Genomic DNA, 16,762 nt, shown 5'->3' with positions numbered 1-16,762 from the left:
TAGAGTGAGGGCAACACCACCAACCGCGGAGGCCGTCATGGATGTTTATCCAGCTGCAACCTACAAGGGATATGACCTCTATCCCCTGGTGTACAAGCATGCGGTTGCGCGGGTGTGGCCGGAGCCCCGGCCCGACCGCTCGTTCGATGCCGCCGTGGTGATCTGCCTGGCCGGGGAATCGCCTGAAAGCGCGCAGGCACGCACGTTCCGCCTGGATGCCACTCCCTGGGACAACGTTGGCGGCGCGCGCCGCGGCGCACTGCGCTATGCCGAGGACATCATCAACGGCACGGTGCCGGGGGTGTCGCTGGTCATGGCGCAATAGGAATACTCCTCCCCATCAACGCGGCACGATGCCGCCTGGCGCCAGCGGGCGCTGCAGCATCCGTCAGCCGCCAGGAAACTCGTTCATGGACATGCGTTCGGGATCATCCGGTTTTCTGTGCACGTTGCCCGGCGAGGGCAAGGGCATCACCTACCACGTCGCGGTCTGCTTCGTCGATGCGCAGCGGCCCACCGGCGTGCTCTTCACCAGCTTTGTCGGGGCCGGGCGGCGCGCATTCGCCGTGCTGGCCGAAGCCGATACGTTGGAGGGCCAGCTTGCCGCCAGCGGCGAAGCGCTGTGCCGCCTGGCCATCGGCCAGGTGGTGCGCGATCATCTGCATGACAAGGCGCGCGAGGGCGACTATGTGCTGGACCTCGGCGCAGCGCCGTGGGACGGCGAACTGAGGCCGGTCGGCAGCGGCGTCCGGACGGGACGGCCGCATGTGCGCGTGGTGGGCTGAGGCGGCGCCCAGGCCGTTGGTGCCGGCACGCGGCAGGACTGCTTCGGTCAGATCTTGAACACCGGGGCGCCGTGGCGCTCCAGCAGTGCTTCGATCAGTGCCATATCGGTGATTTCCGGGGTACGGTCTTCAACGGCGCGCGACGGGCCGCAATAGGTGGCCGTGACGTGGCGCCTTACGGTCAGCACGCCGGCTGCCGGCGGCTCGATCCGTACCTCCTGCCACGGGGTATGCCGGTAGGTGCCTGCCTGCCAGCCGTCCGGCGTCAGGTGCAGCGATTCCCATTCTTCGATGGTCGACATGGTCGGTTCTCCTTTGCGGTGAGATGGATCATTGGGGAACGACATGGGCCGCTGTGGCGCATGTCGTGGCGAAGCATCCCGGCTACGACTTGTGTCGATAGTTGATACGTCCCTTGGTCAGGTCGTATGGCGACATTTCCAGCGTGACGCGGTCGCCCGCCAGCACGCGGATGCGGTTTTTCTTCAGGCGGCCGGACGAATAAGCCCAGACCTCGAACCCGTTTTCCAAAATCACGCGGAAACGGTTGTCCGGCAGCACTTCCGATACCTTGCCGCCAAATTCCACCAGTTCTTCTTTAGCCAAGGAGGCTCCTTGCGTAAGCGGCGCCGGCACGGCGCACGCTGTTGTGACGGCCCTGCGGCCGGGGAATAGGCGTTACTGCAGGCACAGCCGCGCCGCGGCGCGCTCGCCGGCACAGCGGGCTGACCGGCGCGCGCTGGCTTCCGAATGGTGCGTGTCGTGGCGCATGGCCACGTTGGCGACGATGCGCTCCGCCCCGTTGCGGTATTCGGCGATCATGTAGGTCGCGAACCAGAGGCCGGGTTCCTGCTGGATCGGGTAGACCGAAACGGTATAAGGGTTGTGGATGTGGCTGCTGCCCTGGCGTTGATGATGGTTGTGGTTGCTTTGCTTCAATGTGTGCCTGTTCATGAGGCGCGGCCGCGGGCGGCGCGATGCATCGGTGCGATGCAGGTAGCGCGGGATGGCGACCGTTCGCCGTTGCTGTAGGCCAGCGTCGGGGCTCGCGTTCGGCGCAAGCGGGGAATCTGGCGGGAAGTGGACCATGCCTGCGCAAACCGGTGCGCTACAAGGGGCGCAGTGGTTGCGGAGCGGACGTGCCGCCGGTCGGGTAGGGTGATGGGCGATGCCGCCCAGGGAACTCCGGGATCAAGCCCGGGCCGCCGCCGATATGCTTCTTGTGGGATTGTCTTGCGGCGGGCGCACTGGCGTCGGGCGTGGCCCGATCCATGCGTAAGAAAGCGAATGATACCACTTCTGCGCCGGGCCTGCCTGCGTGCGGGCAAGGCCACCCCGTGGAGGCCGCATCAGGCGCTCAGGTTTCGCTGATCTGCGCGAAGCGCTGCGACAGGAAATTGATCAGCTCCCGCACTGACGGAAGCAGTCCCCGCCGCGACGGGAACACCGCGTGGATCACGCCGCCCTTGATCGACCAGCCGGCCAGCACCCTCACCAGGCGGCCGTCGCGCAGTTCGTCGCTGACCATCATCACCGGCAGTTGCACCAGGCCGGCGCCGGCCACCGCGGCGGCGCGCAGCATGATCATGTCGTCGGTGACCAGCCGGGGCTTGTGGTGCAGTTCGGCGCTGGCGCCTTCGGGGCCGTGCAGCGCCCACACATGCGTGGGACGCGGCGGGCCCAGGTCCAGCGTCGGCAGCGGGTTCAGGTCGGCCGGCGTCGACAGCCGGGGCAGGCCCTCCACCAGCCTGGGGCTGGCCACGATGCACCACGCACGCTCGGCCAGCACGCGCATCACCAGGTCGCTGTCTTCCAGCGGCGGCACGCGCACTCGGATAGCCAGGTCCATGCCTTCGGCGACCACGTCCACGCGGCGGTTGGTGGCTTCCAGGTGCACCGTGACCTTCGGGTTGGCGGCCATGAAATCCGAAATCATTTCGCCCACGCGGGTATGCAGCAGCGCCACGGGGCAAGTCATGCGCACCAGGCCGCTGGGTTCGGCGCGGGTGCGCTCGATCACGCTCTCGGCGGCCTCCGCTTCGACCAGCATCGCCTTGCAGTGCGCGTAGTAGGTCTGGCCGAGTTCAGTGACGGAAAAGCGTCGCGTCGAGCGCTGGATAAGGCGCACGCCCAGCCGTTCTTCCAGCATGGCCACGCGCCGGCTCAGCTTGGACTTGGGGATGCCGAGCACGCGCCCCGCCGGCGCGAAGCCCTGGTGGTCGACTACCTGCGCGAAGTAATACAGGTCGTTGAGGTCTGGACGCAACGGCGGCTCCTGTCGTCCTGCCAGTAGGACGCTGAGGGCAGATTTTCGAGCCTACCGGGGCCATCTGCCAAGACCTATGCTTTTGCCACACGGTTGGTTCCACGGCGTCGGCGCTACGGCCACCGTATTCAAGTCCACTGTGCAAGGAGAAAGGGAGATGACCACCCCCGCCAATTTCAACGGCAAGCGCCCCGCAATCGATCCCGCCGATACGGCCATGCTGCTGATCGACCACCAGAGCGGCCTGTTCCAGACCGTGGGCGACATGCCGATGCCCGAACTGCGCCTGCGCGCCGCCGCGCTGGCCAGGATGGCAACGCTGTGCAAGCTGCCCGTGATCACCACGGCCTCGGTGCCGCAGGGTCCCAACGGCCCGCTGATCCCCGAGATCCACGAGAACGCCCCGCATGCCAGATATGTCGCGCGCAAGGGTGAGATCAACGCGTGGGACAACCCCGACTTCGTTGCCGCGGTGAAGGAAACCGGCAAGAAGACGCTGATCATCGCCGGCACCATCACCAGCGTCTGCATGGCGTTCCCTTCGATCAGCGCGGTCGCCGATGGCTACAAGGTGTTCGCGGTGGTCGATGCCTCCGGCACCTACTCAAAGATGGCGCAGGAAATCACGCTCGCGCGCATCGTCCAGGCCGGCGTGGTGCCGATGGACACGGCCGCGGTCGCCTCCGAGCTGCAGCAGAGCTGGAACCGCCCGGACGCGCAGCAATGGGCCGAGGTCTATACCAGGATTTTCCCCGCCTACCAGTTGCTGATCGAGAGCTACATGAAGGCGCAGGACGTCGAGAAGAAGCACGAGGTGCTGGACTCCCAACGCTGACGTTATCTGCACAGGCAAGGTTTTTATCCACGGGAACGACCGGTGAGTAATCCTCCGGCCGTGCCCGTTTTCACAGGAGCACGCCATGAGCAAGGCCTACAAGCGCCTGGACAAGAGCCAGGCAGCCGTCCTGATGGTCGATCACCAGGCCGGCCTGCTGTCGCTGGTCCGGGATATCGAACCCGACAAGTTCAAGAACAACGTGCTGGCACTGGCCGACCTGGCCAAGTATTTCAAGCTGCCGACCATCCTGACCACCAGCTTCGAAGACGGCCCCAACGGTCCGCTCGTACCCGAGCTGAAGCAGATGTTCCCCGACGCGCCGTTCATCCCGCGGCCGGGCCAGATCAATGCCTGGGATAACGAAGACTTTGTTGCGGCGGTGCGCGCCACCGGCAAGAAGCAGTTGCTGATCGCGGGCGTGGTCACCGAAGTCTGCGTGGCATTCCCTGCGCTGTCGGCGATCGAGGAAGGCTTCGAGGTCTTTGTCGTGACCGATGCTTCCGGCACCTTCAACGAGATCACGCGCGATTCCGCGTGGCGCCGCATGTCAGAGGCCGGCGCGCAACTGATGACGTGGTTCGGCGTGGCATGCGAGCTGCACCGCGACTGGCGCAACGATATCGAAGGGCTGGGAGCGCTGTTCTCGAACCATATCCCGGATTACCGCAACCTGATCACCGCATATACGACGGTGAAGGGCGGGAAATAATCGGCAATGCCGGCAGGCGTGCCGGCGGTTTGCACTCCTCGGGTTGCGCCCCTCCCCCCGCTTGCGGGAGAGGGGCAGGGGGAGAGGGCCGGCCGTGGCCATGCCGACGAGCGAGGTCAAGCTCAAGCCTGCTTCACCGCGGCGCCCACAGCCGCTCGCTCAACCTCGTCATGCGCCGAGGCCGACCGGCGGTGGTTGATCAGCGACACCGCCAGCGCCGCGATCACCGCCGGGATCGCCATCGCCATGAAGTTCTGCTGCAGCGGCAGCGACATCCCCACCAGCACGCCGATCACGATTGGCGCCAGGATCGCGCCGCTGCGGCCTATGCCCGAGGCCCAGCCGATGCCGGTGCCGCGCACCGCCATCGGGTAGAACTGGCCGGCGTAGGCATAAGTGACGATCTGCGTGCCGATGGTCGAGGCACCGGCCAGCCCCACCACCACGAACAGCGCGGCGGTCGGCATCGGGTAGCCCAGCAGCGTGATCGAGATCGCGGCCAGCGCGTACATGCCGATCAGCACATGCTTGATCGGCAGGCGGTCGGCCAGCCAGCCGCCGCCGACGGCGCCGATCATCGCGCCGAAGTTCAGCACCAGTACGAAGGTCAGCGCGGAACCCAGGCTGTAGCCGGCGGCGGCCATGAGCTTGGTCAGCCACGAGCTGAGCGCGTACACCATGAACAGGCACATGAAGAACGCGACCCAGAACATTGCCGTGCTGAAGCCACGGCCGTCCTGGAACAGGCGGCGGATCGGGGCGCCGCCGGCCGTCTTGCCGTCCCTCTCGTCGGCGGGCAGGATGAAGGCGTCGCCCGGCTGCGGTCGGTGCGACGGCACCAGCCGCGATACCACGGCCTGCAGCGTGGCGGTCTGCCCGGTGCGGATCAGGTAGGGCATCGATTCCGGCAGCGCGCGCAGCACCAGCGGGACCAGCAGCACCGGCAGCCCGGCGGCCAGGAACACCGACTGCCAGCCGTAGCTCTCGATCAGGCCCTTGCCCAGCAGCGCGGCCAGCATGCCGCCGACCGAGTAGCCGCTGAACATCAGCGTCACCAGCGTGCCGCGCAGCTTGCGCGGCGAGTACTCTGTCATCTGCGCCACCACGTTGGGCATCACGCCACCGATGCCCAGCCCCGCCAGGAAGCGCGTGACGCTGAACGTGACCGGATCGCTGGCAAAGCCCGCGGCGGCGGTGAACACGCTGAACAGCCCGATGCAGATGGCGATGGCGCGCCGGCGGCCGATGCGGTCGGCCACGGTGCCGAGGAAGATCGCGCCGAACATCATGCCGAACAGGGCCGAGCTGACCATGAAGCCAGCGCTGGTGGCGGTAACGCCCATCTGCTTCATGATCGCCGGCAGCGCGATGCCGGCGACCGCGAGGTCATAGCCGTCGAAGATGATGATCAGCGCGCACCAGAACAGAATCTGCGCATGGAAGCGGTTGAAGCGGGCCTCGTCGGCCAGCTGGTGGACATCGATCTGACGCATGGTTGTCTCCGGTATGGTGGGATGGCGTGTGCTTACGCCATTGCTACGGCGCGCTCTGCGGCGGCCTTCAGTTCGCGCTCGCGCAGCACGAAGCGCTGGATCTTGCCCGTGGCGGTCTTGGGCAGCGTGTCGACGAATTCAATCGCACGCGGATACTTGTATGCGGCCAGCCGCTCCTTGACGAAGGCCTTCAGCTCGGCGTCGCCCAGCTGCGCGCCAGACTTCAGCACCACGAAGGCCTTGGTCTTGACCAGCCCGTCATGATCCGGCACGCCGACCACTGCCGCCTCCAGCACGGCGGGGTGCTGCACCAGCGTGGCCTCGACCTCGAATGGCGAGACGTAGATGCCGCTGACCTTGAGCATGTCGTCGCTGCGTCCGGCGTAGCTGTAGGTGCCGTCGGCGTTGCGGACGTACTTGTCGCCGCTCTTGGTCCAGCCGCCGCGGAAGGTCTCGCGCGATTTCTCGCGGTCGGCCCAGTACATCATCGCGGCGCTGGGGCCCTGGATATAGAGGTCGCCGATCTCGCCGTCTGGCACCGGCTGGCCGGATTCGTCGCGCAGCTCGATGGCGTAGCCCGGCACCGGCCACCCGGTGGTGCCGTAACGCACCTGCCCCGGGCGGTTGGACAGGAAGATATGCAACATCTCGGTGGAGCCGATGCCGTCGATGATTTCGCAGCCGAAATGCGCGGTGAAGCGCTGGCCGATGTCGGCGGGCAGCGCTTCGCCTGCCGATGAGCACAGCCGCAGCGCCACGTCCGCGCGCGCGGGCAGTGCGGGATTGGCGAGCATGCCGGCGTATCCCGTGGGCGCGCCGAAGAACACCGTGGGCTTGTGTTCCAGCCAGCGGCGGAAGGTGGCCTCGGGCGTGGGCCGCTCGGCCATCAGCACCACCGTTGCGCCGACGCTCAACGGAAAGCTCAGGCCATTGCCGAGCCCGTAGGCGAAGTACAGCTTGGCCGCGGAGAAGCAGGTGTCGTTCTCGCGCAGGCCCAGCACCGGACCGGCGTAGAGCGCGGCGGTCCAGTATGGGTTGCCGTGGCTGTGCACCACGCCCTTGGGCCGTCCGGTGGAGCCTGAGGAATACAGCCAGAAGCCCGGATCGTCGCAACGGGTCGCGGCCGGCACCGCCAGCGGGGTTTGCGCGGCGAGCACGGTGTCGAGCGACGCCATGCCTTCAGGCAACGGGCCTTGCGCGCGCGAGACAAATACCTTGTCCACCTCGTGCCCGGGCCGCGCGAGCGCATCCTGCAGCACTGGCAGCAGCGCCGCCGAGACCAGCACCGCCTGCGCGCGGCTGTGCTGCAGCATGTAGACGTAGTCATCGGCGGTCAGCAGCGTGTTGACCGCCACCGGCACGATGCCGGCGTACATCGCGCCCAGGAAGCTCACCGGCCAGTCGGTGCAGTCGTGCATCAGCAGCAGCACGCGTTCCTCGCGGCGCACGCCGGCGCCGAGCAGTGCCGCGGCCATGCGCCGCACCTGCTGCGCCAGCTCCCCGTAGGTGAGCCGGCCATCGTCATCGATATAAGCGGTCCTGTCCGGGCGCCCGGCATTGCACGCCAGCAGGTGCGCGGCAAAGTTGAAGGACGCGCCCGGCGGCTGCACCGGGACGTCTGCGGTGGTGGCGGTCATGCTTGTCTCCCCGTTACTGGTGTACGGTGTGCTGCGCGCCGCCATGCGAGGGCGGCGCGGTGAAGGAGCGGTGAAGGAGCGGTGAAGGAGCGGTGAAGGAGCGGTGAAGGAGCGGTGAAGGCGTGTGAACCGGTGGTCAGGCCAGCGTGCCGAGTACCCCGGTGCTGGCCTGAAGCGCGCTGCGGCGATGGTAGAAATGCAGCGCGCGCAGGCCGCCCAGCTCCTCGCCGCCGCCGGCGCGGCCGGGGCCGCCATGCAGCGATTGCGGCATCACGTTGCCGTGGCCGGTGTGCAGCTGTGCGACGTCGGGCGAGATCACATGCACGCGGCCGTGACTGCCGGCCAGTTCGACCGCCGCGGCGCCGAGCGCCGCGGCATCGCTGCCATAGAGCGAGGCCACCAGCGAACCCTGGCCGCGGCGCACCAGCGCGAGTGCATGCGTGGTATCGCGATAGGGCAGCAGCGTGGCGACCGGGCCGAACACCTCGGTGTCGTGCACCGCCGCGGCCGCATCGGCATCGCTGGCGCCGAGCAGCGTCGGCCCGATGCAGCAGGCCACGGCCGGATCGGCGTCGACCAGCGGCTGCCGCGTGCCGTCGTGCAGCACCTGCGCATGCTGGCGCAATGCCGCAAGCCCTTCGGTGACCGCATCGAACTGTGCGCGGCTGACCAGCGCGCCCATGCGCACCGCGTCGTTGCGCGGATTGCCGACGGTGACTTTCGACAGCCGCGCGCCGATCGCTTCGGCGGCCTGCCCGTAGAGCGCCTCGGGCACGAACACGCGGCGGATCGCCGTGCATTTCTGCCCGGACTTGACCGTCATCTCGCGCACCACCTCCTTCACCAGCAGGTCGAACGCGGCGGTGTCCGGCCCCGCCTGCGGCAGCAGCACCGCGCTGTTGATGCTGTCCGCCTCGATATTCACGCGCACCGAACGTTCCGCGATGGCCGGATGCGAGCGGATCACCGCCGCGGTATCGGCCGAGCCGGTGAACGACACCACGTCGAACGGCTGCAACTGGTCGAGCAATCCTGCCGAGCTGCCGCAGATGACCGACAGCGCGCCCGTCGGCAGCACGCCGGCCTCGACCACGTCGCGCACCATGCGCTGGGTCAGCCACGCCGTGGCGGTGGCGGGTTTGACGATCACCGGCACGCCCGCCAGCAGCGCGGGTGCAGCCTTCTCCCACAGGCCCCAGCCTGGAAAGTTGAAGGCATTGATAAACAGCGCCACGCCGCGCGTGGGCACCAGCACGTGCTGCGACTGGAACAGCGGATCTTTGCCAAGGCGCGCGGCCTCGCCATCGAGCAGGTAATGCCGGTCGCCGAGCGTGTCGCCCAGCTTTGCATACGTGCCCAACGTGAAGATTCCGCCATCGATATCGACTGCGGAATCATTCTTCACCGTGCCGCTGTTGGCGGTCGCGATCTCGTAATAGGCGTCGCGGTTGGCCTGCAGCACCTTGACGACATCGGCCAGCAGCGCGGCACGCTGGCGGTAGGTCAGTGCGCGCAACGCGGCACCGCCCTGTTCGCGGGCAAAGGCAAAACCGGCCGGCAAGTCCAGCCCGGTGGCGTCCACACGCACCAGTTCATCGCCGAGCACCGGATCGAACAGCGCCGTGCCGGCACCGCTGCCGGCCTGCCACTTGCTGCCGAGATAGTTGGAAAGCAATTCAGTCATTGGAGATCTCTCAGCGCGTGAAGTCGATGCGGCCTTCCGGCAGCAGGTAGAGCACCAGCGCACGGCCGTTGCTGACGGTGGGGCGGTGCGCGCTGCCCGCCGGGCATACCAGCCAGCCTGCCGGGCGGCCGTCGAATTGCGCGTCGCCATCCAGCGGCATGATCAGGTCGATCTCGCCGTTGGGATGCGTATGGTGTGGACCGGCAATGTCCTGCATGTCGACCACGTCGACGGAGAAGCCGTGCAGGTCGTCGGCGGGCTTGAAGATGCGGCCATAGCGGATGCCGCCGCCCTCACGGTCGCACAGCCATCCTTCGGCCACGCCGGCCTCGCAGCTCGCCTTCAGTTGTTGGTAGGTGGCGCTGCCGGTGCCGTGCTCGGCATTGAGCCAGGCGTCCAGTGCGGCATCGAGCGGCCGGCCGGCAAGCTGCGCAGTAAGTTGCGCAATCTGCTCGCGGAACTGCTTGGGGGACAGGGTGGAAGACATCCAGGGGGCTCCGTCTGATTCAGCCATTGCTATCGAAGGCTTCATGCATTATTGTGCATGTATGAAAAGTAGAACCTCCGAGAAATCATGTCAAGCACTATATTGCATGAATCTGGGTTAACCCGGGATGCGCGCCTGCAAGATGATTCAGGCGTGGCCGTTGCCAACGGCGCGGAGAAGAACCCCTTCCTGGTCGCGTTGGGCGAGCGCGTGCGCGACCTGCGCGCGCGCCGCGGCCTGACGCGCAAGGCCGCGGCGCAGGCCGCCGGGGTGTCGGAGCGGCACCTGGCCAACCTGGAATATGGCAGCGGCAACGCGTCGATCCTGGTGCTGCAGCACATTGCCGACGCGCTGCAGTGTTCGCTGGCCGGGCTGCTGGGCGACGTGACCACGTCTTCGCCGGAATGGATCCTGCTGCGCGAACTGCTGGAGCACCGCGACGAAGCCACGTTGCGGCGCGTGCGCATCGCCGTGGGCGAGATGCTCGGCACCGGCGGCGAGAATGCCGTGCAGGCGGCGCGCAGCCCGCGCGTGGCGCTGATCGGCCTGCGCGGCGCCGGCAAGACCACGCTCGGCGGCATGCTGGCCGAGGACCTGGATTTCCCGTTCGTCGAGCTGAGCCGCGAAATCGAGAAGTTCGCCGGCTGCAGCATTGCCGAGATCCAGGGGCTGTACGGCATGAACGCCTACCGCCGCTACGAACGCCGGGCGGTGGAAGAGGCCATCCAGATCTATCCGGAAGCCGTCATCGCCACGCCTGGCGGCCTGGTTTCCGACCCGGCCACCTTCAACCTGCTGCTGGCCCACTGCACCACGGTCTGGCTGCAGGCCGATGCCGAAGACCATATGGAGCGGGTGCGGGCACAGGGCGACTTCCGTCCGATGGCGGCCAGCAAGGAGGCGATGGAAGACCTGCGCCATATCCTGGCCGGCCGCGCCGCGTTCTATTCCAAGGCGGAGTTCTCGCTGAATACCAGTGCGCAGCCGCTGGAGCCAACCTTCGCGGCGCTGCGCGAGCTGGTGCGCACGGCGTTGCAGATGCCAGGCTGAGCCGGGCTGGTCCGGGTCTCCTGTCAGCGGCGGCACTTCGGTGCCGCCGTTTTTGTTGGCCGGGCGGCGCGAAAGCCGCTATATGAACTGAAAAGGCGGCGCGTTCGCCATATCCTCAAAAATCTGCACAATAGTGCTTGCAAGAATTTCTGTTGATGAACTATAGTGCGTTTCAACAGATTCCCGCTCATGCACTATGGTGCAGTTCAATCGAGGAGAGACCGCCGTGACCACCGCCCCCCGCGTCGAATACCAGACCACCCCCGCGCAGTACAAGCACCTGAAGCTGAAGTTCGAAGGCCCTGTCGCCACGCTGGCGGTGGATATCGACGAGAACGCCGGCCTGCGTCCCGGCTACAAGCTCAAGCTGAACAGCTACGACCTTGGCGTCGATATCGAGCTGAACGATGCACTCAACCGCATCCGCTTCGAACACCCCGAAGTGCGCACCGTGGTGGTTACCAGCGGCAAGGACAAGGTGTTCTGCTCGGGCGCCAACATCTTCATGCTGGGCGTCAGCAGCCACGCCTGGAAGGTCAACTTCTGCAAGTTCACCAACGAGACCCGCAACGGCATCGAGGATTCCTCGCAGCACAGCGGCCTGAAGTTCCTGGCCGCGGTCAACGGCGCCTGCGCCGGCGGCGGCTATGAACTGGCGCTGGCCTGCGACGAAATCCTGCTGGTGGACGACCGCTCGTCGGCGGTGAGCCTGCCGGAAGTGCCGCTGCTGGGCGTGCTGCCGGGCACCGGCGGCCTGACCCGCGTGACCGACAAGCGCCATGTGCGCCATGACCTTGCCGACATCTTCTGCACCACCACTGAAGGCGTGCGCGGCCAGCGTGCCAAGGACTGGCGGCTGGTCGACGATATCGCCAAGCCGGCGGTGTTCGCGCAGAAGGTGCAGGAGCGCGCGCTGGCGCTGGCCGCGCAGAGCGACCGCCCGGCCGATGCGCAGGGCGTCGCGCTCGCGCCGATCGGGCGCACCATCGAAGCCGATGCGCTGCGCTATACGCACGTGACCGTGGAAATCGACCGTGCCGGCCGCACCGCTACCTTCACGGTGAAGGCGCCGACGGGCACGCAGCCGCAGAACCTTGATGAAATCGTGCAGGCCGGCGCCAACTGGTACCCGCTGCAACTGGCGCGCGAACTGGAAGACGCGATCCTGTCGATGCGCACCAATGAGCTGGATATCGGCACCTGGCTGATCAAGACCAGCGGCGACGCCGCCGCGGTGCTGGCCACCGACGCCACGCTGCTCGCGCACAAGGACCACTGGTTCGTGCGCGAAACCATCGGCCTGCTGCGCCGCACGCTGAGCCGCCTGGACGTGTCGTCGCGCAGCCTGTTCGCGCTGATCGAGCCGGACTCCTGCTTTGCCGGCACCTTCCTGGAACTGGCGCTGGCCTGCGACCGCAGCTACCACCTGGCGCTGCCCGACGACGAGGCGCGCGCGCCAAGGATCACCGTGGCGGAAGTCAACTTCGGCCTGTACCCGATGGCGACCGGCCAGAGCCGCCTCGGCCGCCGCTTCTACGACGAACAGCCCGCGCTCGATGCCGTGCGCGCCAGAGCCGGCCAGCCGCTCGACGCGGATGCCGCCTACGCGCTGGGCCTGGTCACCGCCAATCCCGACGATATCGACTGGACCGACGAAGTCCGCATCGCGCTGGAAGAGCGCGTGGCGATGTCGCCCGATGCGCTCACCGGCATGGAAGCCAACCTGCGCTTCAACGGCCAGGAAAACATGTTCACCCGCATCTTCGGCCGCCTGACCGCGTGGCAGAACTGGATCTTCCAGCGTCCCAACGCGGTCGGCGACAAGGGTGCGCTCAAGGTCTACGGCAAGGGCGACAAGGCCGCCTTCGACTGGAACCGCGTCTGATCCGCACCGCAACGCAACGAACGACAACCGAATCGTCCCGAAGGAGACACCATGTCCGGCATCAACTACAGCGACAAGATCCCCAACAACGTCAACCTGAGCGAAGACCGCACCCTGCAGCGCGCGCTCGAGCAATGGCAGCCCAACTACCTGAGCTGGTGGAACGACATGGGCCCGGAAGGCTCGCATACCCATGACATCTACCTGCGCACCGCGATCAGCGTCGACCCGCAGGGCTGGGCCCACTTCGGCCACGTCAAGATGCCGGACTACCGCTGGGGCATCTTCCTGAACCCCGCCGAGGCCAACCGCAAGATCCACTTCGGCGACCACAAGGGCGAGGACGCGTGGCAGGACATTCCCGGGGAATATCGCGCCAACCTGCGTCGCATCATCGTGACGCAGGGCGATACCGAGCCGGCATCGGTGGAGCAGCAGCGCCACCTGGGCCTGACCGCGCCCAGCATGTACGACCTGCGCAACCTGTTCCAGGTGAACGTGGAAGAGGGCCGCCACCTGTGGGCCATGGTGTACCTGCTGCACAAGTACTTCGGCCGCGACGGCCGCGAAGAAGGCGAAGCGCTGCTGGAGCGCCGCAGCGGGCAGCAGGACAACCCGCGCATCCTGCAGGCGTTCAACGAGCAGACCCCTGACTGGCTGTCGTTCTTCATGTTCACCTACTTCACCGATCGCGACGGCAAGTTCCAGCTGTGCGCGCTGGCCGAGAGCGCCTTCGACCCGCTGGCACGGACCACCAAATTCATGCTGACCGAGGAAGCGCACCACATGTTCGTCGGCGAGAGCGGCGTGTCGCGTGTGATCCAGCGCACCTGCCAGGTGATGAACGAGCTGAAGACAGACGACCCGGCGAAGCTGCGTGCCGCCGGCGTGATCGACCTGCCGACCATCCAGCGCTACCTGAACTTCCACTACAGCGTCACCATCGACCTGTTCGGCGCGGATGAGTCGAGCAACGCCGCCACCTTCTACAGCACCGGCCTGAAGGGCCGCTACGAAGAAGGCAAGCGCATGGACGACCACGTGCTCAAGGGCCAGACCTACCGCATCCTGCAGGCGCAGAACGGCCAGCTGACCGAGAAGGAAGTGCCGATGCTCAACGCGCTCAACGAAGTGCTGCGCGATGACTACATCAAGGACAGCATGGCCGGCGTCGAGCGCTGGAACAAGGTGATCGAGAAGGCCGGGATCCCGTTCCGCCTGAAGGTGCCGCACAAGGCCTTCCACCGCAATATCGGCGCGCTCGCCGGCGTGAAGGTATCGCCCGACGGCCGCGTGGTTTCCGACGCCGAATGGCGCGATTTCCGCGACCAGTGGCTGCCCACCGAAGGCGACCGCGCCTTTGTCGCCAGCCTGATGGGCCGCGTGGTCGAGCCGGGCAAGTTCGCCAACTGGATCGCGCCGCCGGTCATGGGCATCAACCGCCAGCCGGTGGATTTCGAGTACGTGCGCTTCAACTGAGCCAAGGTCTTAACCATCCCTCCCTGTTTGCTCCCCTCTCCCGCATGCGGGAGAGGGGCCGGGGGAGAGGGCCGGCGCATCAACGAAGCGCCATGGCATCAACGACCCTCACCCCGGACGCCCCTCATCCTGTGGAGACCGCCATGGACATGGCCGAAATTCAAGTCATCAAGCAGCACCTGATCGATCCCGAGATCTGCATCCGCTGCAACACCTGCGAAGCCACCTGCCCGGTGGGCGCGATCACGCATGACTCGCGCAACTACGTGGTCGATGCCGACAAGTGCAACCTGTGCATGGCCTGCATTTCCCCGTGTCCGACGGGATCGATCGACAACTGGCGCGCCATGCCGAAACTGCGCGCATACAGCATCGAAGAACAGCTCACCTGGGACGCGCTGCCGGAAGAGCTGTCGCCCGAGCAACTGGCCGACCTGGCGCCAGGCGCCGACCTGCAGACCGCCGCGCCGGAACCTCCAGCCGCGTCGCTGCTGTCCGGTACCGTCGAGGAAGCATTCAGCAGCGCCCGCTATGGCGCCACCGTGCCGCCGTGGTCCGCCGCGCATGCCTACACGAACCTCTATGGCGCCAAGTCCGCGCAGAAGACCATCACCGCCACGGTGACCGGCAACGTGCGCGTGACTGAGGTCGGCCGCGAATACGACACGCACCACATCGTGCTGGATTTCGGCACGACGCCCTTCCCGGTGCTCGAAGGCCAGTCCATCGGCATCGTGCCGCCGGGCACCGACGCCAGCGGCCGCCCGCACCACGCGCGCCAGTATTCCATCGCCAGCGCACGCAACGGCGAGCGGCCGGGCTACAACAACCTGTCGCTGACGATCAAGCGCGTGCTGCAGGACCACGACGGCAACCCCGTGCGCGGCGTTGGCTCGAACTACATGTGCGACCTGAAGGTGGGCGACAAGGTGGAGGTGATCGGCCCGTTCGGCGCCAGCTTCCTGATGCCCAACCATCCGCGCTCGAACATCGTGATGATCTGCACGGGCACCGGCAGCGCGCCGATGCGGGCGATGACGGAATGGCGCCGCCGCCTGCGCAAGGCCGGCAAGTTCGATGGCGGCAAGCTGATGCTGTTCTTCGGCGCGCGCACGCAGGAGGAACTGCCGTACTTCGGCCCGCTGCAAAAGCTGCCCAAGGACTTCATCGACATCAACCTGGCGTTCTCGCGCACGCCCGGCCAGCCCAAGCGCTATGTGCAGGACCTGATGCGCGAACGCGCAGCGGACCTGGCGGCGCTGCTGGCTTCACCGGATACGTACTTCTATGTCTGCGGGCTCAAGAGCATGGAAGAGGGCGTGGTGCTGGCGCTGCGCGAGGTGGCACAGCAGGCTGGGCTGCATTGGGAGACGCTGGCAGAAGGGTTGAAGCGAAACGGGCGGCTGCATCTGGAGACGTATTGAGGGGTGATGGGCGCAGCTGGTACCACCGCCTCTCGCGAAGGCACCCCTCTCCCGCCCGCGGGAGAGGGGTGCAAACAGGCGCGAGGCGAAACGGCTCAGCCATGCGTAAACCGCCTGCGCAACACCTTCCCCGCATCCATCAATTTCCCCTCCGCCACCTCCACCGTGCGCTGCAGGTAATCCTCGCTCGCCGCCAGCAGCGAACCATACATCCCGCTGCACATCTCCCGCGCCGTGCGCCCCGGCCAGTCCTGCGGCAGCAGTGCCTCGGGCAAATTGGGATCGCGCAGCAGCACGCGCCGGTATTCATGCACCAGCAGCGTCCGCACAAAATAGGCATCGACCGGTGGCAGATGCGCCGCTTCGTCCGCCAGCGGTGAAAAGCGCCGCAGCAGCGCCTGCCACGCCTGCGCCACATCGCCCAGCTTGAACGTCTGGTGCATCAGCGCCTGTAGCGGCCGGATCGAGAACGCCTCCAGGCTGCGTGCTTCCATCACCGCCACATATTCCTGCGCATGCGCCGCGTGGAGGATCTCGCGCAGCGAGGCCAGGTCGGCATTCGGGTGCGCCATCACGCCGGGCGCGATCGCGCCGAACCCTTCCCACAGCAGTTCCCGCTTCAGCTTCTGCCGGACCGTGGCGCGTACGTCACCGCGCACCATCACCAGGGTCCAGCGGCCGTCCCAGTCGGGCGCCTCGCCCGCGTAAATGCGCTTGCCGGCGTGCAGCACGCGTTGCAGTCCGGCTTCCGACAGTCCGTAGTAGCTGCGCCGTCCGATCCTGGTGGCGCTCAGCCAGTCGTCCGCGGTCAGCCGGAACGTGGCCGTGCGCACCAGCCGGTCGTTGATGCCGAACGGTGCCGCGAGGTGGATCAGGCTCCCCAGCCAGATCGACTGCGGGCGCGGCGCCACCACGTCGCCGAACAATGTCGACAGCATGGCATTGGCGCCCAGCTTCAGGCCGCGCGCCAGCCGGGCAATGCGCGGAGAGGGTTGTTCCGAGTCAGCAGAAGTCGCCATTTGCGG

17 protein-coding genes are annotated in these 16,762 nt (G+C 66.9%); 8 read left to right on the top strand and 9 right to left on the bottom strand.

All coding sequences use genetic code 11. The features are described 5' to 3' along the window. Positions 1 to 37: 37 nt before the first annotated feature. Complete coding sequence (locus J8I34_RS05740; protein WP_029044878.1) at positions 38 to 325, top strand: hypothetical protein; 288 nt, start codon at positions 38 to 40, stop codon at positions 323 to 325. An 85-nt stretch (positions 326 to 410) separates the two neighbouring features. Then, the gene (locus tag J8I34_RS05735) at positions 411 to 785 is read left to right on the top strand and encodes a hypothetical protein (protein ID WP_029044879.1); all 375 of its coding nucleotides are present in this window, start codon (positions 411 to 413) and stop codon (positions 783 to 785) included. Positions 786 to 832: 47 nt separating this feature from the next. Here the strand turns inward: J8I34_RS05735 and J8I34_RS05730 are convergent, their stop codons facing one another. From J8I34_RS05730 to J8I34_RS05715, 4 genes are all read right to left on the bottom strand, one after another. Then, positions 833 to 1,087, bottom strand: coding sequence for a hypothetical protein (locus J8I34_RS05730; protein ID WP_029044880.1), 255 nt, complete (start codon positions 1,085 to 1,087; stop codon positions 833 to 835). 82 nt (positions 1,088 to 1,169) lie between these two features. Then, complete coding sequence (infA, locus tag J8I34_RS05725; RefSeq protein WP_008646230.1) at positions 1,170 to 1,391, bottom strand: translation initiation factor IF-1; 222 nt, start codon at positions 1,389 to 1,391, stop codon at positions 1,170 to 1,172. 72 nt (positions 1,392 to 1,463) lie between these two features. Further along, on the bottom strand, positions 1,464 to 1,874 hold the full coding sequence (locus J8I34_RS35460; RefSeq protein ID WP_371748045.1) for a hypothetical protein: 411 nt from the start codon (positions 1,872 to 1,874) through the stop codon (positions 1,464 to 1,466). A 268-nt stretch (positions 1,875 to 2,142) separates the two neighbouring features. After that, entirely contained in the window at positions 2,143 to 3,051 is a 909-nt protein-coding gene (locus J8I34_RS05715) for a LysR family transcriptional regulator (RefSeq protein WP_209805548.1), read from the bottom strand. Between the two features lie 157 nt (positions 3,052 to 3,208). Here J8I34_RS05715 and J8I34_RS05710 point away from each other — a divergent pair, with 157 nt between their 5' ends. Beyond that, a complete protein-coding gene (locus J8I34_RS05710; RefSeq protein ID WP_029044883.1) occupies positions 3,209 to 3,886 on the top strand; it encodes an isochorismatase family protein in 678 nt (225 codons plus the stop codon). 85 nt (positions 3,887 to 3,971) lie between these two features. After that, on the top strand, positions 3,972 to 4,598 hold the full coding sequence (gene ycaC / locus J8I34_RS05705) for an isochorismate family cysteine hydrolase YcaC (protein ID WP_209805547.1): 627 nt from the start codon (positions 3,972 to 3,974) through the stop codon (positions 4,596 to 4,598). 122 nt (positions 4,599 to 4,720) lie between these two features. Here ycaC and J8I34_RS05700 read toward each other — a convergent pair whose 3' ends face one another. The 4 genes from J8I34_RS05700 to J8I34_RS05685 all read right to left on the bottom strand — a co-directional run bounded on the left by J8I34_RS05700 (position 4,721) and on the right by J8I34_RS05685 (position 9,887). After that, positions 4,721 to 6,091 (bottom strand): MFS transporter, encoded by a 1,371-nt coding sequence (locus tag J8I34_RS05700; RefSeq protein ID WP_209805546.1) that lies wholly within the window; start codon positions 6,089 to 6,091, stop codon positions 4,721 to 4,723. A gap of 32 nt (positions 6,092 to 6,123) precedes the next feature. Next, positions 6,124 to 7,728: a benzoate-CoA ligase family protein gene (locus J8I34_RS05695; RefSeq protein WP_209805545.1), complete on the bottom strand. Its 1,605-nt coding sequence runs from the start codon at positions 7,726 to 7,728 to the stop codon at positions 6,124 to 6,126. Positions 7,729 to 7,864: 136 nt separating this feature from the next. Next, positions 7,865 to 9,412 (bottom strand): 3,4-dehydroadipyl-CoA semialdehyde dehydrogenase, encoded by a 1,548-nt coding sequence (locus J8I34_RS05690; protein ID WP_209805544.1) that lies wholly within the window; start codon positions 9,410 to 9,412, stop codon positions 7,865 to 7,867. Positions 9,413 to 9,422: 10 nt separating this feature from the next. Beyond that, complete coding sequence (locus J8I34_RS05685) at positions 9,423 to 9,887, bottom strand: DUF4863 family protein (RefSeq protein WP_209805644.1); 465 nt, start codon at positions 9,885 to 9,887, stop codon at positions 9,423 to 9,425. Positions 9,888 to 9,986: 99 nt separating this feature from the next. On the opposite strand from J8I34_RS05685, the gene J8I34_RS05680 reads away from it, so the two are divergent. From J8I34_RS05680 to boxA, 4 genes are all read left to right on the top strand, one after another. Further along, complete coding sequence (locus J8I34_RS05680) at positions 9,987 to 10,949, top strand: helix-turn-helix transcriptional regulator (RefSeq protein ID WP_209774888.1); 963 nt, start codon at positions 9,987 to 9,989, stop codon at positions 10,947 to 10,949. Between the two features lie 226 nt (positions 10,950 to 11,175). Further along, complete coding sequence (gene boxC, locus J8I34_RS05675) at positions 11,176 to 12,834, top strand: 2,3-epoxybenzoyl-CoA dihydrolase (RefSeq protein WP_209805543.1); 1,659 nt, start codon at positions 11,176 to 11,178, stop codon at positions 12,832 to 12,834. A gap of 51 nt (positions 12,835 to 12,885) precedes the next feature. Next, positions 12,886 to 14,313, top strand: a complete 1,428-nt coding sequence (gene boxB / locus J8I34_RS05670; RefSeq protein ID WP_209805542.1) for a benzoyl-CoA 2,3-epoxidase subunit BoxB — start codon at positions 12,886 to 12,888, stop codon at positions 14,311 to 14,313. A 143-nt stretch (positions 14,314 to 14,456) separates the two neighbouring features. Next, positions 14,457 to 15,737 (top strand): benzoyl-CoA 2,3-epoxidase subunit BoxA, encoded by a 1,281-nt coding sequence (gene boxA / locus J8I34_RS05665; RefSeq protein WP_029044892.1) that lies wholly within the window; start codon positions 14,457 to 14,459, stop codon positions 15,735 to 15,737. A 95-nt stretch (positions 15,738 to 15,832) separates the two neighbouring features. On the opposite strand, the gene paaX is transcribed toward boxA, so the two are convergent. Then, complete coding sequence (gene paaX / locus J8I34_RS05660) at positions 15,833 to 16,756, bottom strand: phenylacetic acid degradation operon negative regulatory protein PaaX (RefSeq protein ID WP_209805541.1); 924 nt, start codon at positions 16,754 to 16,756, stop codon at positions 15,833 to 15,835. Positions 16,757 to 16,762 lie beyond the last annotated feature (6 nt).

The sequence above is a fragment of the Cupriavidus phytohabitans genome (assembly GCF_017815025.1).
In the GTDB taxonomy this organism is placed as follows: domain Bacteria; phylum Pseudomonadota; class Gammaproteobacteria; order Burkholderiales; family Burkholderiaceae; genus Cupriavidus.
This window is presented reverse-complemented; position numbering and strand designations above follow the sequence as displayed.

Coding starts and splice junctions, on each gene's coding strand:
- J8I34_RS05740 (WP_029044878.1), top strand. CDS start 38: ATGGATGTTTATCCAGCTGCAACCTACAAGGGATATGACCTCTATCCC.
- J8I34_RS05735 (WP_029044879.1), top strand. CDS start 411: ATGGACATGCGTTCGGGATCATCCGGTTTTCTGTGCACGTTGCCCGGC.
- J8I34_RS05730 (WP_029044880.1), bottom strand. CDS start 1,087: ATGTCGACCATCGAAGAATGGGAATCGCTGCACCTGACGCCGGACGGC.
- J8I34_RS35460 (WP_371748045.1), bottom strand. CDS start 1,874: ATGGTCCACTTCCCGCCAGATTCCCCGCTTGCGCCGAACGCGAGCCCC.
- J8I34_RS05710 (WP_029044883.1), top strand. CDS start 3,209: ATGACCACCCCCGCCAATTTCAACGGCAAGCGCCCCGCAATCGATCCC.
- ycaC (WP_209805547.1), top strand. CDS start 3,972: ATGAGCAAGGCCTACAAGCGCCTGGACAAGAGCCAGGCAGCCGTCCTG.
- J8I34_RS05700 (WP_209805546.1), bottom strand. CDS start 6,091: ATGCGTCAGATCGATGTCCACCAGCTGGCCGACGAGGCCCGCTTCAAC.
- J8I34_RS05695 (WP_209805545.1), bottom strand. CDS start 7,728: ATGACCGCCACCACCGCAGACGTCCCGGTGCAGCCGCCGGGCGCGTCC.
- J8I34_RS05690 (WP_209805544.1), bottom strand. CDS start 9,412: ATGACTGAATTGCTTTCCAACTATCTCGGCAGCAAGTGGCAGGCCGGC.
- J8I34_RS05680 (WP_209774888.1), top strand. CDS start 9,987: ATGTCAAGCACTATATTGCATGAATCTGGGTTAACCCGGGATGCGCGC.
- boxB (WP_209805542.1), top strand. CDS start 12,886: ATGTCCGGCATCAACTACAGCGACAAGATCCCCAACAACGTCAACCTG.
- boxA (WP_029044892.1), top strand. CDS start 14,457: ATGGACATGGCCGAAATTCAAGTCATCAAGCAGCACCTGATCGATCCC.
- paaX (WP_209805541.1), bottom strand. CDS start 16,756: ATGGCGACTTCTGCTGACTCGGAACAACCCTCTCCGCGCATTGCCCGG.